We start from the raw sequence: 22,067 nt of genomic DNA on the forward strand, positions 1-22,067 counted from the left end.
GGGGGGGGGGGGGGGGGGGGGGGGGCGGGGGGGGGGGGGGGGGGGGGGGGGCCGGGGGGGGGGGGGGGGGGGGGGGGGGGGCGGGGGGGGGGGGCGGGCCCCACCCCTCCTTCGTACCGGGCTACTTGAGCTGCTTCAGGCAGAGCACGTAGTCCAGGGCCGGGAGGTTGGGGTGCTTGCTGGTGTACCAGCTGTCCGACTTCGGCTGCTTCTCGCAGGCCTTCTCGTCGGAGGTGGCGAGGTACTTGAAGACGATCTTGTACTGCGCCTTGGTGTCGGTGCAGGGCACCACGGTGATCTTCGGGTTGGTGTCGGTGGTCTCGCTGGTGCCGTTCGCGTTGCGCAGGCAGTCACCGGGGTTGGCCGAGTCCACCTTGCTGTCCGAGTCGGTCGGCGTGGTGACCGGCGGGAACGTCAGCGTCGGGACCGGCAGCGTGAAGGTCGGCATGGGGATGACCGGTGACGTGTAGGTCGGCTTCGGCAGCGGCATGGGCGAGAAGGTCAGCACGGTGGGGGACGGCGTCGGGTCGGCGACCGGGTCGCCCTTCTTCGGGCCGAGCACCCCGGTCGCGGCCAGGGCCACGGTGACCGCCAGCGAGACCGGCACCAGCAGCATCGCGATGTGCGGCCGGCGGGTCAGCGGAACGCCCGGGTTCAGCTGGGGGCCGTGGCTGCCCGGGACGGGCGGCGGCAACTGCTTGAACTTGTTGTGCGGGCCGAGGTTCAGCAGCAGCGTGATCGGGGTCAGCAGCCAGGACACCAGGCTCCACCAGCCCTGGACCAGCGTCCGGGCCGACATGTCGCGCACCGTCGCCGTTCCGCAGGTGCGGCAGAACGGGCCGGTCATCCGCAGCATCCGGTAGGCGATGATCAGGCCCTGGTGGCCGCGGACGGTGGCGTTCACCGCCGGGTAGCCGCCGCAGAAGCGGCAGGTGGTCCCGTCCGTCGGCGGCGGCGGGTACCCGTAGCCGTAGCCGTCCGGCGGGGGCTGGACCCCGTACGGCTGCTCGGGCGGCGGGGCGCCGGGGTAGCCGTATCCGGGCCCCGGCGGTGGTGCGCCGTATCCGGGCGCCGGCGGCGGTGGGGGCGGTGCGCCGTAGGAGCCGCCGGAGGCGTACGGGTTGCCGTCGCCCGGTGGCGGGCCGTACGGCATCTGCGGTGGAGGCGGAGCGGACAAGGGGGTCCCCCGGGAAGGAAAGGAGAGGCGGAAGGGGTCAGGACTTCTTCACCGGCGGGACGCCGGTGGTGGTGGGCGCCAGCGGGCCGAGGCAGAGCACGTACCGCTTCTTGTTCCAGCGGCGGCCGCTCTTGCCCGAGACCGCGCTCGTGGTCTGCGGCGTCTGCTTGCAGCGGGTCACGTCCGTGGTGCCCTCGAACTTCGACAGAACACGGTAATTCGCTTTGCTGTCAGTGCACTTGACGATCTCGACGTCGCGGGAGCCGCTCGCCCGCACACAGTCCCCGGGCTTGGCGCTGCTGACGCTGGGCCCGGCCACGAAGTAGCCCACGGCCAGTGCCACGCAGCCGCCGACCAGCCCGACGATCCGCAGCTTGGACCGGATGCCGCGCTTGGCGGCCGGCGCGGGCGGCGCCGCCGGGGCGGGCTGGGGCGGGCCGTACGGTCCGGCGGGCGGCTGCTGCCCGTACGGTCCGGGGGCCGGCTGCCCGTACGGCTGCTGTCCGTAGGGCGGTTGGCCGGGCGGCTGCTGCCCGTAGGCGGGCGGCTGTCCGTACCCGGGTGGCGGGCCGTAGCCGGGCGGGGCCGGTGGTGCGGGCTGCCCGTAGGCCGGCGGCGGTCCGTACGGCGCGGCCGGCGGGGGTGGCGGTGCCCCGTACGGCGTGGCGACGGGCGGCCCCACCGGGGCCGGGCCGTACGGATTCGGCGGTGTGCTCATCAGTTCGTCCCCCGAGACGGAGTTCTGTCGATCCGACAGGTTCGAGTACCTTAGCGAGTCGGTCGGACGCCGTCGGCCGCGAGCCCCGAGGGTTCCCAGGAGCCCTGGTCACCGGGGGAGCGGGCTCCGGCGGGCGGCGCGCAGGTAGAGGACCGCCGTCAGGGCGTATACCCCGGCGACCCCCAGCACCACCGCGACCGAGCGGCCGGACAGCGGCAGCACCAGTGCCGTGACCAGGGCGGCGGCCACGAAGGCGACGTTGAACAGCACGTCGTAGATGGCGAAGACCCGGCCGCGGTACTCGTCCTCGACCGACTCCTGCACCGCCGTGTCGGCGCAGATCTTGGTGCCCTGGGTGACCACCCCGAGCAGCAGGGCGGCGATCAGGCAGGGCACCAGGGTGAAGCTCAGGCCCAGGGCGGGGACGAAGGCCACGGGGGCGACCAGGCAGGCCGTCATCCACCCGGCCAGGCCCAGCCGACGGGTGCACCAGGGGCTGACCAGCGCGGCGACGAAGAACCCGGCGGCGGACAGACCCACCGCCTGGCCGAGGGTGACCAGCCCGGCCGCGCTGTCGGTCGGGTCGTTGAAGGTGTACCGGGCGAGCATCACCACGACCACGATCAGCACGCCGTAGCAGAACCGGGCCGCGGTGACGGCGGCCAGCGCGTGCACGGCGGGCCGGCAGTCCCGCACGAGGTGGCGCACCGCGGCGCCGAGTTCGACGGCGGCCCGGACCAGTGCCTGGCCGAGCGCCGGGCGGCCCTCGTGCTGCTCCGGGCCGAGCAGGTCGCGGTCCATCCGCCGGGCGGCCAGCGCGGCCGACAGGTAGAGCAGCGCGGCCACCGTGACCAGGGCGGCGTCGGCCCGCGGCCCGGGAGCCATCAGCTGGTGCAGCGCGAAGCCGATGCCCCCGCCCGAGGCGGCGGCGACCGTCCCGAGGGTGGGGGAGAGGGCGTTGGCGGTGACCAGCTGGTCCTGCTCCACCACCCGGGGCAGGGCGGCGGACAGGCCGGCCAGGATGAACCGGTTGAGCGCGGTGACCAGCAGGGCCGAGGCGAAGAACAGCCAGGTCGGCGCCTGCGCCAGCAGTAGCGCGCCGGTGCCCAGGCCCAGCACGAAGCGGGCCAGGTTGCCGAAGTAGAGCACCTGGCGGCGGCGCCAGCGGTCCAGCAGCACGCCGGCGAACGGGCCGATGACCGAGAACGGCAGCAGCATCACGGCCAGCACCGAGGCGATGTCGGCGGGGGAGGACTGCTTCTCGGGGGAGAACACCACGTACGCGGCGAGCGAGACCTGGAAGACGCCGTCCGAGAGCTGGGAGAGCACCCGGGCGGTCAGCAGCCGCCGGAAGTCGCGGCCCTTCAGCAGGTCCAGGAGCGTGGCGCGGGGCGCGGACTGGTGGGTGCTGCCGTTCTCGGTGATCGCCACCCGCCCAGAGTGCCATGGAACCGGCCACTGTTTCACGTGAAACATTGGCCGCGAGAACGTGAAGGGCCCACGATCCGAAGACCGTGGGCCCTTCCTACGGCTGTGCGAGCCGTGAGCGGTCAGCCGCTCAGCGCTCGACCTCGCCGCGGATGAACTTCTCGACGTTCTCGCGGGCCTCGTCGTCGAAGTACTGGACCGGCGGGGACTTCATGAAGTACGAGGAGGCCGACAGGATCGGGCCACCGATGCCGCGGTCCTTGGCGATCTTCGCGGCGCGGACGGCGTCGATGATGACACCGGCGGAGTTCGGGGAGTCCCAGACCTCCAGCTTGTACTCCAGGTTCAGCGGGACGTCGCCGAACGCGCGACCCTCCAGGCGGACGTACGCCCACTTGCGGTCGTCCAGCCAGGCCACGTAGTCCGAGGGACCGATGTGGACGTTCTTGGCGCCCAGCTCGCGGTCGCGGATCTGCGAGGTGACGGCCTGGGTCTTGGAGATCTTCTTGGACTCCAGGCGCTCGCGCTCGAGCATGTTCTTGAAGTCCATGTTGCCGCCGACGTTCAGCTGCATGGTGCGCTCGAGGATGACACCGCGGTCCTCGAACAGCTTGGCCATCACGCGGTGCGTGATGGTGGCGCCGACCTGGGACTTGATGTCGTCACCGACGATCGGCACGCCGGCCTCGGTGAACTTGTCCGCCCACTCCTTGGTGCCCGCGATGAACACCGGCAGGGCGTTCACGAAGGCGACCTTGGCGTCGATGGCGCACTGGGCGTAGAACTTGGCCGCGTCCTCGGAACCGACGGGCAGGTAGCAGACCAGGACGTCGACCTGCTGGTCCTTGAGGACCTGGACGACGTCGACCGGAGCCTCGTCCGACTCCTCGATGGTCTCCAGGTAGTACTTGCCCAGGCCGTCGAGGGTGTGGCCGCGCTGGACGGTCACGCCGGTCGGCGGCACGTCGCAGATCTTGATGGTGTTGTTCTCGCTGTTGCCGATGGCGTCGGCCAGGTCGAAGCCGACCTTCTTGGCGTCGACGTCGAAGGCGGCGACGAACTCCACGTCACGGACGTGGTAGTCACCGAACTGGACGTGCATCAGCCCGGGGACCCTGCCGGCCGGGTCGGCGTCCTTGTAGTACTCGACACCCTGCACCAGCGACGCGGCGCAGTTGCCCACGCCCACGATGGCTACGCGAACCGAACCCATTCCGGTTGCTCCCTGTGATCTCATGAGGACCGCCGGGGTCGGCGGAACTCGTCCTGCTTCTTCGATGACTGCATGTACGGGCGCGAGGCGCCCGATCCTGCCGCGCGGCACAGGGCTGGCGCGGTGTCAGCGCTCCTGGGCGGAGCGCCCCGGGCGGTCGTACGGTGGCCCGGGCGGGTCCTGGGACCCGTCCTCCTGGCCACGGCCGTCCGAAGTCTTGTGGGGGCCGGCGGCGGGGCCGCCGGCGTCGGAGCCGGTCCGACCGGTGCGGTTGGACCGCTCGGTCTCGATCAGCTCGTTGAGCCAGCGGACCTCGCGCTCCACCGACTCCAGTCCGTGCCGCTGGAGTTCGACGGTGTAGTCGTCGAACCGCTCGCGGGCGCGGGCCAGCGAGTTGCGCATCCGCTCCAGCCGCTCCTCCAGCCGGCTGCGGCGTCCCTCCAGGACGCGCATCCGCACGGCCCGGTCGGTCTGGCCGAAGAAGGCGAAGTGCACGCCGAAGTGCTCGTCCTCCCAGGCGTCCGGGCCGGAGTCGGCGAGCAGTTCCTCGAAGCGCTGCTTCCCCTCGGCGGAGAGCCGGTAGACGATCTTGGACCGCTTGCCGTTGAGCGCGGTGGCCGGGACGTACTCGACGTCCGGGTTGTCCTCGACCAGGAAGCCCTGGGCGACCAGGCTCTTCAGGCAGGGGTAGAGCGTTCCGTAGGAGAGCGCCCGGAACGTGCCGAGCAGGATGTTCAGCCGCTTGCGCAGCTCGTAGCCGTGCATCGGGGCGTCGTGGAGCAGTCCGAGGACGGCGAACTCCAGCACTCCTGAGCGTCTGCCCATTGCCTTCGTCCTCCTCCCGCTCGGTGTCCGTCCGGCCGCCGCATCCGGCGGTATTCCGCTTCGATGTATCGGCTCGATATATCGAGAACAGTAAACCCGGCCCTCGGAACGAGCAAGGGGGGCACGCGTGAATGTGATCACAAGCCGACGCGCAGGTGAGGTTGGCAACGGGCTTGTAATGATCTGTTGCCGTTTTGCGGGCATTGGCAACTGATGTCCGATTAGTTGTATATCCGTGCTGCGTACGCTGTCGCGTGTGCACGAGGACCACCTCCGGGATCAGGGCGGTTTGCGGGCATCGGACGTGAACCCTGCCTTCAGGCTGGAAACGCCTGGCGAGGAGTGGCTGGAAGATGAGCGAGCGACGGCGAAGGACGCCCAACCCGGGCGGTGACGGGCAGCAGCCCCCGGGAGGCGGCGGCCGTCGGGGAGGTGGGTCGGAGCCCGACGAGCTGAGCTCGGACGGCGTCGGCCGACGCCGCCCCTCGGGGGTGAGGGAGACCGCACAACAGCCCCGGATGACCCGTGCGGAGATGCGCAAGGCTGCCCAGAAGAAGGGCAAGGGGGGCGGCCGGCGCGGTGACGCCGCGGCCTCCGCCGCCGCGGCCGCGGGCCCCGGCAAGAAGCGCTTCATCGACTACCCGCGGTTCGGCAAGAGCGGCATCCGGCGCTGGCTGCCGTCCTGGAAGCAGTGGCTGAGCGGCTTCCTGCTGGTCTTCGGCTGCTTCGTCGGCCTGGTGTTCTACCTGTACCAGAGCACCAAGGTCCCGGAGCTGAACGATCTGGTGCAGAACCAGAACACGATCTACTACTGGGCCGACAACACGGAGATGACCCGCAAGGGCCAGACCAACCGTCAGATCGTCGAGCTCAAGGACATCAGCCCCAACCTCCAGAACGCCGTCATCGCCGCGGAGAACAAGAGCTTCCAGACCGACAGCGGCATCGACCCCAAGGGCATGCTCCGCGCCGTCTGGAACATGGCGAAGGGGGGTGAGACCCAGGGCGCCTCGACGATCACCCAGCAGTACGTGAAGAACGCCTACCTGAGCCAGGAGCAGACCCTCAGCCGCAAGGTGAAGGAGTTCTTCATCACGCTGAAGATCAACCAGGAGAAGAAGAAGCCCGAGATCCTCACCGGCTACCTGAACACCAGCTGGTTCGGCCGCGGCGCGAACGGCGCCCAGGCGGCCGCCCAGGCGTACTACGGGGTGGACGCCAAGGACCTCAACGTCTGCCAGAGCGCCATGCTGGCCGGTCTGCTCAAGGGTGCGGCGTACTACGACCCCACCAACCCGGACAACAAGGAACGGGCCCAGGGCCGGTGGAGCTGGATCCTGGACCAGATGGTGGACACCAAGGCCATCACCCCGGACGAGCGCGCCAAGTGCAACGTGTTCCCGGACCCGATCCCGCAGAAGCCCAGCTCCAACATGAACGGTGAGATCAGCTACCTGGTCGACACCGCCAACAAGTACGTGATGGCCACCGACAAGTCGATCAACCCGCAGATGATCGACCGGGGCGGCCTGAAGATCTACACCACCTTCGAGAAGGACAAGGTCGACGCGCTGAAGAGCGCCGTCGACGCCGTCAAGTCGGAGAACCTCAACCCGCAGAAGCGGCCGGACAACGACACCAACATCCAGTTCGGCTCCGCCAGCATCCGCCCCGGCGACGGCGCGATCGTCGCCCTCTACGGCGGCGACGGCGTGGAGAACGGCCACTTCGACAACAACGCCGACGCCACCGGCGTCCAGGTCGGCTCGACCTTCAAGCCCTTCGTGCTGGCCACCGCGATGCAGACCGGCGTGCAGACCGCGAAGGACGACAAGGGCAAGCCGAAGCGGATCAACGCCGACAGCCGCTACCTCGCCGACGACATGTCCGAGATCCGCAAGCCGGACGGCTCGCTGGTGATCGGCGACGACGGCAAGCCGTACCGGCAGAAGAACGAGGACTCCGGCAAGCGCGGCTACGTCTCGCTGCGGCAGGCCATGCAGTACTCGTACAACGTGCCCTTCGTCCAGCTCAACCAGGACGTCGGCGGCCAGAACGTGGCCGACATCGCGGTGCAGATGGGCGTCAAGAAGGAGAGCCTCGCCGACCCGAAGACGGCGACCTTCCCGCTCGGCACCTCCACCATCAGCCCGATCCGGATGGCCACCGCCTACGGCACCCTGGCGGCCAGCGGCAAGGAGGCCGAGCCGTACTCGGTCACCAAGGTCGAGGTGAGCGGCGTGGAGCGCCCGGGCTTCGGCAAGAAGGAGCCCAAGGTCGCGCTGGAGCCGGCCGTCGCCGACAACGTCACCGACGTGCTGGTGAACGTGGCCGTGAACGGTACCGGAAAGAAGACGAAGGACCTGGGCCGCCCGGTGGCCGGCAAGACCGGTACCACCGACCAGAACAAGTCGGCCTGGTGGGTCGGCTACACCCCGCAGCTGGTGACCAGCGTCGCGATGTGGCGCGAGGACCCGACCAAGCACGAGCGGCAGTCGCTCAACGGGACCGGCGGCAAGGAGTCCATCCACGGTGGTGACATCCCGACCGACGTCTTCACCCGGTACATGAGGGCCGCACTGGCCAACGAGAAGAAGATGGACTTCCCGACCCCGCAGCCGGTCGGCACCGAGGTCGACTCCTCCGGTGCGCCGTCCACGGCCTCCGCGACGGCCACCCCGACCACGGCCGACACCCCGACGGCCCCGGCGCAGCCCCAGTCGCAGGCGCCGCAGCCGCCGGTGCAGCCGCAGCCCACCCAGACCTGCGTGCCCGGCGTGGACTGCCCCGGCGACCAGCCCAGCCCGTCCAGCACCAAGAACCCGCACCCGGGCAACAGCTGTCTGCCGTTCGTCGGCTGCCAGACGCAGCCCCCGGGACCGACGGACAGCTCGTCGCCGGGCGGCGGCGGAAAGCCGGGCGGTGGCGGCAGGCCGACGCCGAGCAGCACCGGCGGCGGCCAACAGGGCGCGGCAGCCGGGCAGTAGCCCGGTCCCGGCTCGACCCCGAACGGCGGTGGCGGTCCTCCTCGGAGGGCCGCCACCGCCGTTTTCGTCCGGATCACCGCCGTTTCCGGGCCGGCCGTCGCGTCGCGACCGGCGGCCCGCCCGCCGTGCGGGGGCGCGGACCGTTGCGGGGGCCTCCTCGTCCCGACGGGATCGGTGCGGCAGGATGTCCGGCATGACGTCGAGCGATCGTGACGAAACCGCCGGCCCGGTCGGGTCCGGCGCCGCCGCAGGGCCCCTCCCGGCAGCCGTCGCCACGGCCGCGCCACCGGTCAACACCGTGGTCGTCCCGGCCGACGAGGACCCGGTGGCGGCGGCCGGCAGCGAGGTGTTCGGCGGGCCGCCGGGCCGCCGGGCGCTGCTCGGCGTCTCCTGGTGGATCCCGGCGCGCTTCCTGGCGCTCGCGGTGATCGTGGTGTCGGTGCTCGGCATGGTGCAGAAGCTGCCCTGCTACGAGCAGGCCTGGTTCCAGCCGGGCTCGCCGCAGTACATCCACGCCTGCTACAGCGACATCCCGCACCTGTTCTCCGGACGCGGCTTCGCGGCCGGGCTGCACCCGTACGTGGACCGCATCCCGGGCTCCTCGGGGGACCTCCAGTACCTGGAGTACCCGGTGCTGACCGGCCTGTTCATGCAGGTCGCGGCCTGGCTGACGCCCGGCGGCGGCGACCAGCAGAGCCAGGAGCAGTGGTTCTGGGCGATCAACGCCGGGCTGCTGATGGCCTGCGCCGTGGTCGCCGCGGTGGCGCTCTCGCGCACCCACCGGCGCCGCCCGTGGGACGCGCTGCTGTTCGCGCTCGCCCCGGTCCTGCTGCTCAACGGCACCGTCAACTGGGACCTGCTCGCGGTCGCCCTGGCCGCCGTGGCGATGGCCTGGTGGGCCGGTGCCCGGCCGGGCTGGGCCGGTGTCTTCATCGGTCTGGCCACCGCGGCCAAGCTCTATCCGCTGCTGCTGATCGGCCCGCTGCTGGTGCTCTGCTGGCGGGCCGGCAAGTGGCGCGAGTTCCGGGTGATGCTGGGCGGCGCGGTCGGGGCCTGGCTGGTGGTCAACCTGCCGATCATGCTGGCCAACTGGCGGGGCTGGTCGACCTTCTACGTGTTCAGCAAGCACCGCGGCGAGGACTACGGCTCGTTCTGGCTGATCCTGATGCAGCGCCGCGGCGCCGGGCTGGCCGACCTCGACGTCTACATCGGCGTGCTGATGGTGCTGGGCTGCCTGGCCATAGCGTGGCTCGGCTTCTCGGCCGCGCGCCGGCCGCGCTTCGCCCAGCTGGCCTTCCTGGTGGTCGCGCTGTTCGTGCTGGTCAACAAGGTGTACTCGCCGCAGTACGCGCTCTGGCTGCTGCCGCTCGCGGTGCTGGCCCGGCCGCGCTGGCGGGACTTCCTGATCTGGCAGGCCTGCGAGGTGCTCTACACCCTGGGCATCTGGTCCCACCTGGGCCTGGTCACCGGCTCCAAGCAGCACGGGATCAGCGAGGGCTGGTACCACTTCGCGATCGGACTGCACCTGCTGGGCACGCTCTACCTGGTCGCCATGGTGGTCCGCGACGTCCTCCACCCGGACCACGACCCGGTCCGCTGGGACGGCAGCGACGACCCCTCCGGCGGGGTGCTGGACCACGCCCCGGACGTGTCCGTGCTGGGCACCGCCCGTCGGCTGCGCGAGGAGGAGAGCTACGCCGCGTACGCGCCGGCCGGCCCCGGGCAGTGGCTCGACGAGCCCGAACTGCCGGAGCCGGCCGAGAAGCCGTAGCTCAGCGGTCCACCACGCGGTCGAAGTGCGTGGTGGTGTGCCGGACCTGGAGACCGAGCTCCTCGCCGATCGCGGGGGGCGTGGTCTCCCCGTCCAGGAACAGCAGCGAGACCTGCATGTGCGGCGGCTCGGCGAACCACAGCTGCTTGCCGGCCCAGTGGAACGGCGACTTGGTCTTGTTGACCGTCGCCAGGCCGGCCCGGGCGATGCCCTTGGCCCGCGCCCCCATGCTCTGGACGTACTTGGGCGCCTCCAGGCCGATGCCGTGCGCGGTGCCGCCGGCGACCACCAGGATGTGGCCGTCGGAGGGCGCCGGGTGCTGGCGGTAGCCGTAGCGGTCGCCCTTGCGCAGCTGGGTGACGTCCAGGACGGTGGCCCGGACCTCCAGTGCGGCGTGGTCGCCCAGCCAGAGCCGGGTGCCGATCCGGGCCCGGAAGACCGTCTGCGGGTAGCGCTGGGCCAGCTGGTCCAGCCCGGCCGCGCCGAGGTGGCTGACGAACACGGTGTGCACCGGGATGCCGGCCGCCCGGGCGGTGTCCACCCAGTACGCGACCTCCTCGACGGGGCTGGAGCCGTCCGGCCGGTCCATCGGCAGGTGCAGCGCCAGGCCCTCGAAGCTCACGCCCTCCAGCTCGGCGGCGACGGTGCGCAGGTCGTCCGCGCTCACGCCGTGCCGGCGCATGGTGGTCATGCACTCCAGCACCACCCGGGCGCCGTGCAGCGCGCGCAGCGCGTCCACGCTGGCCACCGTCCGGATCACCCGGGCGTGCGGCAGCGGCAGCGCCTCCTCGCCGACCCGGTACGGGGTGAGCACCAGCAGCTCACCGCCGTACCATTCGGCGGCGTCGGCCGCCTCGTACGCGGTACCGACGGCGAGCACCCCGGTGCCCAGCAGCGTCGCCTCCTCGGCCAGCCGGTGGTTGCCCAGGCCGTAGCCGTTCCCCTTGGCGACCGGCACCAGGCCGGGGAACTCGGCGAGGACGGAGCGCTGGTGGGTGCGCCAGCGTTCGGTGTCGAGGTAGAGCGACAGCGTCATCGGGGCAGCCTCCTCAGCGGCGGGACATGTAGAGGTCGAGGGCCTTGTGCAGCAGCTTGTTGAGCGGGAAGTCCCACTCGCCGAGGTACTCGGCCGCCTGGCCGCCGGTGCCGACCTTGAACTGGATCAGACCGAACAGGTGGTCGTCCTCGTCCAGGGTGTCACTGATGCCGCGCAGGTCGTACACCCCGCCGCCGAGGGCGTAGGAGTCGCGCATCATCCGCCACTGGATGGCGTTGGACGGCTTGACCTCGCGCTTGTGGTTGGCCGAGGCGCCGTAGGAGTACCAGACGTGCTCGCCGACCACGAGCATCGTGGTGGCGGCCAGCGGCTCGCCCTGGTGGTAGGCGATGTAGAGCCGCATGCGGTTCGGGTCCTCGGCCACGAGGGCCTTCCACATCCGCTGGAAGTAGGCCAGCGGGCGCGGGGTGAACTTGTCGCGCTCGGCGGTGACCAGGTAGAGCTGGTGGAAGATCGGCAGGTCGTCGTAGCCGCCCTGGACGACCTCGACGCCGCTCTTCTCGGCCTTCTTGATGTTGCGGCGCCAGAGCTGGTTGAAGTTCTTGTGGATGTCGTCCAGCGAGCGGTTGGCCAGCGGCACCTGGAAGACGTAGCGGGGCTGGACGTCGCCGAAGCCCGCGCCGCCGTCCTCGCCCTGGAGCCAGCCGGCCTTGCGCAGCCGGTCGGCCACCTCGAAGGCGCGGGCCTCGTACCAGTCGGCCTCGACGTCGCGCAGGCGCTTGGCCTGCTTGGCGGCGATGGCCTCCTTGATGGTGGGGGCGTTCCAGCGGCGGATGACGATCGGCGGGCCCATCTTCACCGAGAACGCGCCCTGCGACTTGAGGTGCGCCAGCATCGGGGAGAGCCAGCGGTCGAGGTCGCGGTCGAACCAGTCGATGACCGGGCCCTCGGGCAGGTAGGCGAGGTAGCGCTTGAGCTTGGGCAGCTGGCGGTACAGGACCAGGCCGGCGCCGACGAGCTGGTTGGCCTCGTCGAACCAGCCGATCGACTCGGACCGCCACTCGGCCTTCACGTCACCCCACGACGGCACCTGCATGTGGCTGGCCGAGGCGCGGCTCCTGATGAAGGCGAGGTGCTCCTCGCGGGTGATCGTCCTCAGGCGCAGGCTCATTGCTCGGTGCTCCTCGTCGGTCGGGCTGCGGTGGCCCCAGTTCTCGGGCTGACCCTATCGTCCGGGGCTCGGGCACCCGTCGTGGTGGGCACGACGGCGCCCCCGCCGGGTACCTGTCTCCTCTGCAGATACGCGACGGGGGCGGCGAGGGTTCCGGGCGGGCCCTGTGGGCTCGGTCCCAGTGGCGGTGGCGCGGGGCGGGCGCGGGGGAGGGGTCAGCCCCAGAGACCGCCCCGGGCGATGCCGAGGTAGAAGCCGAGCGCGGCGGCGCCGAGCGAGACCATCAGGACGAAGCGCTCGGCGGTGGTGACCGAGACGAACATGCCCCACAGGCCCGTGACGATGCCGAACAGGCCGGTCCACGAGGTCAGCAGGTGCAGGTTGTGGAAGAACGAGGTGGTGAACGCGATCACGCCCAGCAGGGCGGTGACGCCCACCAGGGTGTTCTCGCGGGGGTGCGGGTGGCCGTCGGTGTTCAGCGTGAGGGCGGGCATGCGGTGGACGGACTGGGCCATGGGTCCCACCTCCTGGCGTGGAGACGAACGGGCAGGAATCCCGTTCCGTCCAGATTGCGGTGCTTGGGTCGCTCTCACAACCCCTATGCGTTTTGTTCGGCCGTCCGGGTGCAGGTAGGCTGTGCCGTCTGCACTGGTGTAGTTGTGCCCCCTTTGCGTCCGCTTCCGGGCGACGACCACTTTCGGGTGGAGCAGGGGGCCGACTGTCCGACCCGGCCGCTACGGTGGGCCGGAGTCGTCACTGCTCCGGTGCCGACGCTACGCACAACCCTCCTGCCACGGAGAGACCGTGGCCGCTGAGTCCAAAGGAGGTGGGTTACTCATGCGTCACTACGAGCTGATGGTCATCCTCGACCCCTCGGTCGAGGAGCGCGCTGTCTCCCCCCTGATCGAGAGCTTCCTCGCCGTCGTCCGCAACGCGGGTGGCAAGGTGGAGAAGGTCGACACCTGGGGTCGCCGCCGTCTGGCTTACGAGATCAACAAGCAGTCCGAGGGCATCTACTCGGTCATCGACCTCAAGGCCACGCCTGAGGTCGTCAAGGAGCTCGACCGCCAGCTGGGCCTGAGCGAGTCGGTTCTGCGGACCAAGGTCCTGCGCCCGGACACCCACTGAGCCACCTCTGAGGCCTTCGGGTCTCGGGTAGCTCGCGTCCGCTGTTTCACGTGAAACAGCGGCGAACGGACATCTTCCCGAGAGGTCATCACCACCATGGCAGGCGAGACCGTCATCACCCTCGTCGGCAATCTCGTCGACGACCCCGAGCTGCGCTTCACCCCGTCGGGTGCGGCGGTCGCGAAGTTCCGCATCGCGTCCACCCCCCGCACCTTCGACCGTCAGACGAACGAGTGGAAGGACGGCGAGAGCCTCTTCCTCACGTGCAACGTCTGGCGGCAGCCGGCGGAGAACGTGGCCGAGTCGCTGCAGCGCGGCATGCGCGTCATCGTGCAGGGCCGACTGCGCCAGCGGTCTTACGAGACCAAGGAAGGCGAGAAGCGGACGGTCTTCGAGGTCGAGGTCGACGAGGTCGGTCCGAGCCTGCGTTCGGCGACCGCCAAGGTCACCCGGGCCAACCGGTCCGGCGGCCCCGGTGGCGGCTTCGGCGGCCAGCAGGGCGGCGGCCAGCAGGGCGGCGGTAACTGGGGCGGCGGCGGTGGCGGCCAGCAGGGCGGCGGCAACTGGGGTGGAAACTCCGGTGGCGGCCAGTCCGGTCCCTCCGACGACCCCTGGGCCTCCAGCGCCCCGTCCGGTGGAAACCAGGGCGGCGGCTGGGGTGCCCCGTCCGGTGGTAGCGGTTTCTCGGAAGAGCCCCCGTTCTAAGAGCTGACAGATTTCGTGCGGCCCGGCGGCCGGCGTCCTCGGACGCCCGCCGGGCCGTGAACCCCAAATGGAGCACACAATGGCGAAGCCGCCTGCTCGCAAGCCGAAGAAGAAGGTTTGCGTCTTCTGCAAGGACAAGGTCAACTACGTTGACTACAAGGACACGAACCTGCTGCGGAAGTACATCTCCGACCGCGGCAAGATCCGTGCCCGTCGGGTGACCGGCAACTGCACCCAGCACCAGCGTGACGTCGCCACGGCCGTGAAGAACAGCCGTGAGATGGCGCTGCTGCCCTACACCAGCACCGCGCGCTAAGAGAGGGTGACCAAGTAATGAAGATCATCCTCACGCACGAGGTGCCGGGTCTCGGCTCCGCCGGCGAGGTCGTCGAGGTCAAGGACGGCTACGCCCGCAACTACCTGGTCCCGCGTGGCTTCGCCATCCGCTGGACCAAGGGTGGTCAGAAGGACGTCGACGCCATCCGTCGCGCCCGGAAGATCCACGCCATCCAGACCCTCGAGGCCGCCAACGAGGTCAAGGGTCAGCTCGAGGGCGTCCAGGTCAAGCTGGCCGTCCGCTCGGGCGAGGCCGGCCGTCTGTTCGGCTCGGTGACCCAGTCCGACGTCGTCGAGGCCATCAAGGCCGCCGGCGGCCCGGCCGTGGACAAGCGCGCCGTCGCGATCGGCTCGCCGATCAAGACCGTGGGCTCCCACAAGGTCTCGGTCAAGCTGCACTCGGACGTCGTGGCCAACCTCGACGTCGCCGTCGTGGCTGCCTGAGCTCCGTAGCCAAGGCCCGAGGGCCGGACTCCTCCGGGAGTCCGGCCCTCGGTCATTTCCGGACGGGACCCCCGAGGGAGTCCCATCCGGAGGCGTTTCAGCCGCGCACCGCCCCGGTGACCAGCCACTTGCCGCCGCGGGCGCGCCAGGCCAGGAAGCCGGCCCGCAGCAGCATGAACAGGTTCATCGCCCACCAGAGCCCGGCCAGTCCGGTGCCGGTGGCCGGGACCGCCAGCGCCACCGGGACGAACACCGCCAGGGTCGCGAGCCCCGCCCACGCGAGGTACGGCCCGTCCCCGGCGCCCATCAGCACGCCGTCCAGCACGAAGACCAGGCCGGCCACCGGCTGGGTGAGCGCGAGCAGCAGCAGGGCGGTGTCCAGCTGGGCCCGGACGGCCGGATCGGGCGTGAACAGCGGGACGTACAGCGGGCGGGCAAGGACCACCAGCAGGCCGAGCACCAGCCCGGAGACGATGCCCCACTCGACCATCCGCCGGGTGGCGGCCCGGGCGCCGGGGGCGTCCGAGGCGCCGAGGTAGCGGCCGATGATGGCCTGGCCGGCGATCGCGATGGCGTCCAGCGCGAAGGCCAGGAAGTTGAACAGCGTCATGGTGATCTGGTGGGCGGCCACCTGGTCGTCGCCGAGCCGGGCGGCCACCGCGGTGGCGGTCATCAGCACCGCGCGCAGGCTGATCGTCCGGACCAGCAGCGGGCCGCCGGCCCTGGCACTGGCCCGGATGCCCGCCGTGTCCGGCCGCAGCGAGGCCCCTTCCCGGCGGGCGCCGCGGACCACCACGACCAGGTAGGCGGCGGCCATCCCGGTCTGGGCGAGCACGGTGCCCCAGGCCGACCCGGCCACCCCGAGCCCGGCGCCGTACACCAGGCCGACGTTCAGGCCGATGTTGGCGGCGAAGCCCGCGACGGCCACCACCAGCGGTGTGCGGGTGTCCTGGAGGCCGCGCAGCACACCGGTGGCGGCCAGCACCATGAGCATCGCCGGGATGCCCAGGGAACTGATCCGCAGGTACGTCACCGCGTGCGGCGCGGCGGTCGCCGAGGCGCCCAGCACGTCGGCCGCCCAGGGGGCCAGCAGCAGGGTGAGGAGCACGACCGGGACGGCCAGGCCCAGGGCGAGCCAGATGCCGTCGATGCCCTGCTGCACGGCGCCCCGGCGGTCTCCGGCGCCGATCCGGCGGGCGACCGCCGCGGTGGTGGCGTAGGCGAGGAAGACGAACACGCCGGTCGCGGTGGAGAGCGCGGCGGAGGCGACGCCCACCCCGGCCAGCTGGGGGGTGCCGAGGTGGCCGACGATCGCCGAGTCGGCCATCAGGAAGAGCGGTTCGGCGACGAGCGCGCCGAAGGCCGGGACGGCCAGGGCGAGGATCTCCCGGTCGTGCCGGCGTCGCGAGGGGGCCGGGGTCGGGGTCGTGGGCGAGGCGGTCATGGGCTCCAGGCTACTCATCCACAGGTAATGGATGTAAGTGCTATGTGACCATTACTCGAAATCTTGAGCGGTGCGGTTCGCCCGCTCTGTGCCCACAGCCGTTCGGAGGTGTGTGAAGAATTTCTCATGCACAGGCCCGGAACGAGGTAATCCCAGGTCAACAGGTTGACGGTGGATCGATGGTCCGGTTATCCACAGGAGCGTCCACAGGGGTGTCCACAGCTTTGCGGCAGTTCTCCACAGGAGAGGGCCGGTCATCCACACCCCCTGTGGATAACCGCCTTGGCGCAACGGCGTCCGGCGCCTTAGCGTGGGCCCTCCGCCCGACACTCCCGCCGCACCGGCGTCCGATTTGTCGGAGCCGTGGCGTACAAAGAGGAGCGGATCCGCTCCACCCAGCCACCGGCAAGCCCGCTCCAACTTCGCACCACTCGCTGATCGGGGAACACGCGTGACCGGCCCCCAGTACGACGACCACGACGCCCCGCCGCCGGAGGAGGACTGGCAGACCGCCGAGGACCCCTTCCCGGCCGGCGCCTTCGACGACGCGCCCTTCCCGGACGGCCCGGGGGACCGGCTGCCGGTCTCGCGCGGCCGCGGCGAGGGACGTCAGGGCGGTGGCCGCGACGGCTTCCAGAAGGGCGGCTTCCAGAAGGGCGGCAAGGGCGGCCGGTCGGATGGCGGCCGGCAGCGCCGGGACGAGGGCGACGGCGACGGCGGCGGCGGGGCGGACGGCTTCGAGCGCGTCCCGCCGCAGGACCTGGCCGCCGAGCAGTCCGTCCTGGGCGGCATGCTGCTCTCCAAGGACGCCATCGCCGACGTGGTCGAGGTGCTCAAGCCGGCCGACTACTACCGGCCCGCGCACGAGATGGTGCACGGCGCGATCCTCGACCTCTACGCCCGCGGCGAGCCGGCCGACCCGATCACCGTGGCCGGCGAGCTGACCAAGCGCGGCGAGCTCCAGCGGGTCGGCGGCGCCTCGTACCTGCACACCCTGGTCAACTCCGTCCCGACCGCGGCCAACGCCGAGTACTACGCCCAGATCGTGCACGAGCGCGCGGTGCTGCGCCGGCTGGTCGAGGCGGGCACCCGGATCGCCGGCATGGGCTACGCGGCCGAGGGCGACGTGGACGAGATCGTCAACGCCGCCCAGGCGGAGATCTACGCCGTCACCGAGCAGCGCACCAGCGAGGACTACGCGCCGCTCGCCGACATCATGGAGGGCGCCCTCGACGAGATCGAGGCGATCGGCTCCCGGCAGGGCCAGATGTCCGGCGTGCCGACCGGCTTCGCCGACTTCGACCAGCTCACCAACGGGCTGCACCCGGGCCAGATGATCGTCATCGCGGCCCGTCCCGCGATGGGCAAGTCCACCCTCGCGCTGGACTTCGCGCGGGCCTGCTCGATCCAGCACAAGCTGCCGAGCGTCATCTTCTCGCTCGAAATGGGCCGCAACGAGATCGCCATGCGCCTGCTCTCCGCCGAGGCGAGGGTGGCGCTGCACCACATGCGCTCCGGGAACATGACGGACGACGACTGGACGCGGGTGGCCCGCCGGATGCCCGACGTCAGCGAGGCGCCGCTGTTCATCGACGACTCGCCGAACCTGTCGATGATGGAGATCCGGGCCAAGTGCCGTCGGCTGAAGCAGCGCAACGACATCAAGCTGGTCGTCATCGACTACCTCCAGCTGATGCAGTCCGGCGGCTCCCGGCGGGCCGAGAACCGTCAGCAGGAGGTCTCGGACATGTCCCGTAACCTCAAGCTGCTGGCCAAGGAGCTGGAAGTCCCGGTCATCGCGCTGTCCCAGCTGAACCGTGGTCCCGAGCAGCGCACCGACAAGCGGCCGATGGTCTCCGACCTCCGCGAGTCCGGCTCGATCGAGCAGGACGCCGACATGGTCATCCTGCTGCACCGCGAGGACGCCTACGAGAAGGAGTCCCCCCGCGCGGGCGAGGCCGACCTGATCGTCGCCAAGCACCGAAACGGTCCGACCGCGACCATCACGGTGGCCTTCCAGGGCCACTACTCGCGCTTCGTCGACATGACCCGGGACTGAGCCCGGAGCGCGCGGGGCCCGGTCAGACGGTGACGGTGGCGCGGAACAGCGTGCTGCCGGTGCCGCGGAGGCGGGTCGGGGTGCCGGTGGCGGGGAGGAAGGCGCACTGGCCGCGGGCCAGGTCCAGGACGGTGCCGTCGGCGGCGGTCAGGCGGGTGGCGCCCTCGGTGCAGAACAGGATCTGCGGGGTGCGGCCGTCGATCCCGCGCTCCGTGCCGTCCAGGACGAAGCGGGAGAGCCGGAACTCGTCGATCGGGACGGGGTAGAGCTCCTCGCCCGGGGTGCCCGGGACCGGGGCCGGTTCCAGCACCTCGGGGGCGCCGGCCTCGAAGACCACGACCTTCAGCAGCTCCGGCACGTCGATGTGCTTCGGGGTGAGGCCGGCCCGCAGCACGTTGTCGGAGTTGGCCTGGAGCTCCACGCAGACGCCGGACAGGTAGGCGTGCGGCACGCCGGCGCCCAGGTAGAGCGCCTGGCCGGCCCGCAGCCGGACGTGGTTGAGCAGCATGCCGGCGATCACGCCGCGGTCGTCCGGGAAGTCCTCGGCGATCCGGGCGTACGGGGCGTACTCCCCGTCGGGGTCGGTCAGCGCCAGCACCTCGACGGTCCGCCGGACGGTCTCCCCGTCCAGCGTGAGGGCGGCGGTCAGGGCGCCGCGCAGCGCCTCGGACTCTCCCCCGGCCTTCGGCCGGGAGGTGCCCCCACCGGCGGCCAGCCGCTCGATCACGGGGGCGAGCCCGGGCACCGCGAGTCCGGTCAGCAGCCGGGCCGCCCCGGCGGGCCGGCGGAAGCCGCACAGGCCCTCGAAGTCGCCCAGCGCGCAGACCATCTCGGGCTTGTGGTTGGCGTCCCGGTAGTTGCGCTCGGGGGCGTCCAGGGGGATCCCGAGGGCGTTCTCGGCGGCGAAGCCGGCCCGGGCCTGGTCGAGGGTGGGGTGGGCCTGGATGGACAGCGGGATGCCCGCGGCCAGGACCTTGAAGAGGAACGGCAGGGCCGGGCCGAACCTGGCGACGCTCGCGGCGCCCAGTTCGCCCTCGGGGTCGGCGGCGATCAGCTCGTCCAGCCGGCGCGGGCCCTCGCCGCGGTCGGCGCGCGACGGCGCCCCGGGGTGGGCGCCCATCCACAGCTCGGCCTGCGGTTCACCGGTCGGCCGCTGCCCGAGCAGCTCGGGCAGGGCGGTGAGCGACCCCCAGGCGTACGGGCGGACGGTGTTGACGAGCCTGTCCATGCGCGCGGTCCTACTCCTTCGCTGTCTGGGCGGCCCCGGATGTCCCGAGTCCGGATCGCCGGGATGGTCCCGGCGGTGCGGGCGGTCCGGGCACGGGCAAGGGAAACGACCCTAGCCGACCGGTGTCACCCAACGGGAAACGGCGGGCATCGGGTGGGAGTGCCACGGTCGGGCGGGCGGTTCCCGGCGCGGTAGTAGGATGCCAGGACGCAGTAGCCTCCGCCCTGCGCGCAGTTCGCCACCGGGTCCTCCCCGGCGGGTTGCCGGCGGAGCCGCGTTCCAGAGTGCGGGCGCCGGTGTTCCGAGACCCCCGCCATCGGCCGAGAGGTTTGTACGTGACCGTGAACCAGCAGAGTTTTGCTGATCTCGGCAAGGTCCTGGTGATCATCCCGACCTACAACGAGGCGGAGAACGTCGAGCGGATCGTCGGCCGGGTCCGTGCCGCCGTGCCCGAGGCGCATGTGCTGGTCGCCGACGACAACAGCCCCGACGGCACCGGCGAACTGGCCGACAAGCTGGCCGTCGAGGACGAGCACGTCCACGTCATGCACCGCAAGGGCAAGGAGGGCCTGGGCGCCGCCTACCTCGCGGGCTTCCGCTGGGGCATCGACAACGGCTACGACGTCCTGGTCGAGATGGACGCGGACGGCTCGCACCAGCCCGAGGAGCTGGACCGGCTGCTGGGCGCGCTGCGCGGCGCCGACCTGGTGCTGGGCTCGCGCTGGGTGCCGGGCGGCCGGGTGGTGAACTGGCCGAAGTCGCGGCTGCTGCTCTCGCGCGGCGGCTCGACCTACTCGCGGCTGATGCTGGGCGTGCCGATCCGGGACGTCACCGGCGGCTACCGGGCGTTCCGCAAGGAGACCCTGCTGGGCCTGGGCATGGACGAGGTCGCCTCGGCCGGGTACTGCTTCCAGGTCGACCTGGCCTGGCGCACCGTGAAGGCCGGGTTCAAGGTCGCCGAGGTGCCGATCACCTTCGTCGAGCGCGAGCTCGGCGCGTCCAAGATGAGCCGCAGCATCGTGGTCGAGGCGCTGTGGCGGGTGACCACCTGGGGCGTCACCGACCGGCTGGCCCGGCTGGCCCGGCTGCGCGGCGCCCGGCGCTGACCGACCGAACAGCCCTCGCCGTGGCCGAAGGGCCCGTCCGCCGGAACCGGTGGACGGGCCCTTCCGCATGTGATCCACCGGGACCTCGCCGCCGAGCGGGCCGCCGTCTTCGCGCCGCGCGGGCAGGTGAGGGCCGAGCCGGAGCGGGCCGCCCGCCGGGCCGAGGGACCGGCCGCCCGGAGCGCGGTGTGACGTGGAGCGGAGGCGCGCCCCGCCGGGCGCGCCTTCCGCGCATTCGGCCGCCGGTGCTCCCATGCTGTAGGGCGCAGGACATCCGACCGCCGACCAGAGGGAGCAGCCCGTGACGACGTCCCCGTCCGAGGAGAGCGCCGGCGCGGAGCGTGCCCAGGCCGGGCCGGACCGCTCCGGCGGGCCCGCCGGGCCGGCCGCGGGCGCCGAGCCGCCGGAGGCCGGACAGCCGGCCCGGCCGCTGGAGGTCGCCGTCTTCACCGGCCCCGAGTCGGCCTTCTTCGCCACCTCCACCCTGATCCTCGGCGAGCGGACCGCGATCCTGGTGGACGCCCAGCTGACCCGCAGCGCCGGTCGCGAGCTGGCCGAGTGGGTCGCCGGCAAGGGCAGACGGCTGCTCGCCGTGGTGGTCACCCACCAGCACCCGGACCACTACTTCGGCGCCGAGGAGGTGCTGCGGCTCTTCCCCGACGCGCAGCTGCTGGCCGCCCCGGCCGTGGTCGAGGGCATCCGGCGCACCGTCGCCGCGAAGGTCGCGCAGTGGAAGCCGGTGTACGGCGACGACATCCCGGACCACCCGCTGATCCCCGCCCCGCTGCTGCCGCAGCCGCTGATGCTGGACCGCCAGGTGATCCCCGTGCTGCTGCTCGGCCAGGCCGACTGCGGGGACTCCACGGTCGTCCACGTGCCGAGCGTCCGCACCGTGATCGCCGGGGACTTCGTCCACAACGGCACCCACGTCTGGACCGCCGACACCACCCCGGCCCAGCGCACCACCTGGGGGCACAACCTCGGCCGGATCGCCGACCTCGGCGCGGACCGGGTGATCGCCGGCCACCGCGCCCCGGGCCAGGGCGACGACGCCGCCCGGGTGCTGGCCTTCACCGGCGAGTACCTCCAGGACTTCGACCGGCTGCTGGCCGAGCACCCGGACGACCCGGAGGCGCTGGTCACGGCGATGAACGAGCGGTACGGGGAGCTGACCCTGCCGTCCATCCTGGAGCTGGGCGCGGCGGCCAACACCGCCCGCGCGGCCGGGGCCGCGCCCGGCGCGGACGCGCAGGACGCGCAGGAGGCGCAGGACACGCAGGAGCGGCCGGAGGACGACGGGACCGCGGCGCGGTAGGGCGGATACTGGCCG

20 protein-coding genes are annotated in these 22,067 nt (G+C 71.6%); 10 read left to right on the plus strand and 10 right to left on the minus strand.

Going from position 1 to position 22,067, the window contains the following annotated elements:
* Positions 1-121 precede the first annotated feature (121 nt).
* The 5 genes from ACGFSC_RS00500 to ACGFSC_RS00520 all read right to left on the minus strand — a co-directional run bounded on the left by ACGFSC_RS00500 (position 122) and on the right by ACGFSC_RS00520 (position 5,361).
* Complete coding sequence (locus ACGFSC_RS00500; RefSeq protein ID WP_359909495.1) at positions 122-1,177, minus strand: hypothetical protein; 1,056 nt, start codon at positions 1,175-1,177, stop codon at positions 122-124.
* Positions 1,178-1,214: 37 nt separating this feature from the next.
* Positions 1,215-1,895: a hypothetical protein gene (locus ACGFSC_RS00505; protein ID WP_359909492.1), complete on the minus strand. Its 681-nt coding sequence runs from the start codon at positions 1,893-1,895 to the stop codon at positions 1,215-1,217.
* A gap of 108 nt (positions 1,896-2,003) precedes the next feature.
* Positions 2,004-3,326, minus strand: a complete 1,323-nt coding sequence (locus tag ACGFSC_RS00510) for an MFS transporter (protein WP_359909489.1) — start codon at positions 3,324-3,326, stop codon at positions 2,004-2,006.
* 127 nt (positions 3,327-3,453) lie between these two features.
* Positions 3,454-4,536: an inositol-3-phosphate synthase gene (locus ACGFSC_RS00515; RefSeq protein ID WP_359909486.1), complete on the minus strand. Its 1,083-nt coding sequence runs from the start codon at positions 4,534-4,536 to the stop codon at positions 3,454-3,456.
* A 126-nt stretch (positions 4,537-4,662) separates the two neighbouring features.
* A complete protein-coding gene (locus tag ACGFSC_RS00520; RefSeq protein ID WP_359909483.1) occupies positions 4,663-5,361 on the minus strand; it encodes a PadR family transcriptional regulator in 699 nt (232 codons plus the stop codon).
* Between the two features lie 518 nt (positions 5,362-5,879).
* Between ACGFSC_RS00520 and ACGFSC_RS00525 the strand changes: the two genes are divergently transcribed.
* The gene (locus ACGFSC_RS00525) at positions 5,880-8,348 is read left to right on the plus strand and encodes a transglycosylase domain-containing protein (RefSeq protein ID WP_359909480.1); all 2,469 of its coding nucleotides are present in this window, start codon (positions 5,880-5,882) and stop codon (positions 8,346-8,348) included.
* 193 nt (positions 8,349-8,541) lie between these two features.
* Positions 8,542-10,119: a glycosyltransferase 87 family protein gene (locus ACGFSC_RS00530; RefSeq protein WP_359909477.1), complete on the plus strand. Its 1,578-nt coding sequence runs from the start codon at positions 8,542-8,544 to the stop codon at positions 10,117-10,119.
* A 1-nt stretch (position 10,120) separates the two neighbouring features.
* On the opposite strand, the gene ACGFSC_RS00535 is transcribed toward ACGFSC_RS00530, so the two are convergent.
* The 3 genes from ACGFSC_RS00535 to ACGFSC_RS00545 form a co-directional block, all read right to left on the minus strand.
* Positions 10,121-11,155, minus strand: coding sequence for an alanine racemase (locus ACGFSC_RS00535; protein WP_359909474.1), 1,035 nt, complete (start codon positions 11,153-11,155; stop codon positions 10,121-10,123).
* A 13-nt stretch (positions 11,156-11,168) separates the two neighbouring features.
* Positions 11,169-12,287: a peptidoglycan bridge formation glycyltransferase FemA/FemB family protein gene (locus ACGFSC_RS00540; RefSeq protein WP_359909471.1), complete on the minus strand. Its 1,119-nt coding sequence runs from the start codon at positions 12,285-12,287 to the stop codon at positions 11,169-11,171.
* A 215-nt stretch (positions 12,288-12,502) separates the two neighbouring features.
* Complete coding sequence (locus ACGFSC_RS00545; RefSeq protein WP_359909468.1) at positions 12,503-12,802, minus strand: hypothetical protein; 300 nt, start codon at positions 12,800-12,802, stop codon at positions 12,503-12,505.
* 322 nt (positions 12,803-13,124) lie between these two features.
* On the opposite strand from ACGFSC_RS00545, the gene rpsF reads away from it, so the two are divergent.
* The 4 genes from rpsF (at position 13,125) to rplI (ending at position 14,900) form a co-directional block, all read left to right on the plus strand.
* Positions 13,125-13,415, plus strand: a complete 291-nt coding sequence (rpsF, locus tag ACGFSC_RS00550) for a 30S ribosomal protein S6 (RefSeq protein WP_188298654.1) — start codon at positions 13,125-13,127, stop codon at positions 13,413-13,415.
* 96 nt (positions 13,416-13,511) lie between these two features.
* Positions 13,512-14,120 carry a single-stranded DNA-binding protein gene (locus ACGFSC_RS00555; RefSeq protein WP_359909464.1) on the plus strand — a complete coding sequence of 203 codons (609 nt, stop codon included), beginning with the start codon at positions 13,512-13,514 and terminating at the stop codon, positions 14,118-14,120.
* Positions 14,121-14,199: 79 nt separating this feature from the next.
* Positions 14,200-14,436 carry a 30S ribosomal protein S18 gene (gene rpsR, locus ACGFSC_RS00560; RefSeq protein ID WP_030059640.1) on the plus strand — a complete coding sequence of 79 codons (237 nt, stop codon included), beginning with the start codon at positions 14,200-14,202 and terminating at the stop codon, positions 14,434-14,436.
* A 17-nt stretch (positions 14,437-14,453) separates the two neighbouring features.
* Positions 14,454-14,900 carry a 50S ribosomal protein L9 gene (gene rplI, locus ACGFSC_RS00565; protein WP_359909461.1) on the plus strand — a complete coding sequence of 149 codons (447 nt, stop codon included), beginning with the start codon at positions 14,454-14,456 and terminating at the stop codon, positions 14,898-14,900.
* A gap of 97 nt (positions 14,901-14,997) precedes the next feature.
* On the opposite strand, the gene ACGFSC_RS00570 is transcribed toward rplI, so the two are convergent.
* The gene (locus ACGFSC_RS00570) at positions 14,998-16,344 is read right to left on the minus strand and encodes an MATE family efflux transporter (protein WP_359909458.1); all 1,347 of its coding nucleotides are present in this window, start codon (positions 16,342-16,344) and stop codon (positions 14,998-15,000) included.
* A 577-nt stretch (positions 16,345-16,921) separates the two neighbouring features.
* On the opposite strand from ACGFSC_RS00570, the gene dnaB reads away from it, so the two are divergent.
* On the plus strand, positions 16,922-18,403 hold the full coding sequence (dnaB, locus tag ACGFSC_RS00575; RefSeq protein ID WP_359909527.1) for a replicative DNA helicase: 1,482 nt from the start codon (positions 16,922-16,924) through the stop codon (positions 18,401-18,403).
* 22 nt (positions 18,404-18,425) lie between these two features.
* Here dnaB and manA read toward each other — a convergent pair whose 3' ends face one another.
* Positions 18,426-19,631, minus strand: coding sequence for a mannose-6-phosphate isomerase, class I (gene manA / locus ACGFSC_RS00580; RefSeq protein WP_359909455.1), 1,206 nt, complete (start codon positions 19,629-19,631; stop codon positions 18,426-18,428).
* A gap of 335 nt (positions 19,632-19,966) precedes the next feature.
* On the opposite strand from manA, the gene ACGFSC_RS00585 reads away from it, so the two are divergent.
* From ACGFSC_RS00585 to ACGFSC_RS00595, 3 genes are all read left to right on the plus strand, one after another.
* Entirely contained in the window at positions 19,967-20,737 is a 771-nt protein-coding gene (locus ACGFSC_RS00585; protein WP_359909452.1) for a polyprenol monophosphomannose synthase, read from the plus strand.
* A gap of 69 nt (positions 20,738-20,806) precedes the next feature.
* Positions 20,807-20,929: a hypothetical protein gene (locus tag ACGFSC_RS00590; protein WP_359909449.1), complete on the plus strand. Its 123-nt coding sequence runs from the start codon at positions 20,807-20,809 to the stop codon at positions 20,927-20,929.
* Positions 20,930-21,038: 109 nt separating this feature from the next.
* Entirely contained in the window at positions 21,039-22,052 is a 1,014-nt protein-coding gene (locus tag ACGFSC_RS00595; protein WP_359909447.1) for an MBL fold metallo-hydrolase, read from the plus strand.
* Positions 22,053-22,067: the final 15 nt, after the last annotated feature.

It is taken from the genome of Kitasatospora sp. NPDC048715, assembly GCF_043198905.1.
GTDB lineage: Bacteria > Actinomycetota > Actinomycetes > Streptomycetales > Streptomycetaceae > Kitasatospora > Kitasatospora lactacystinica.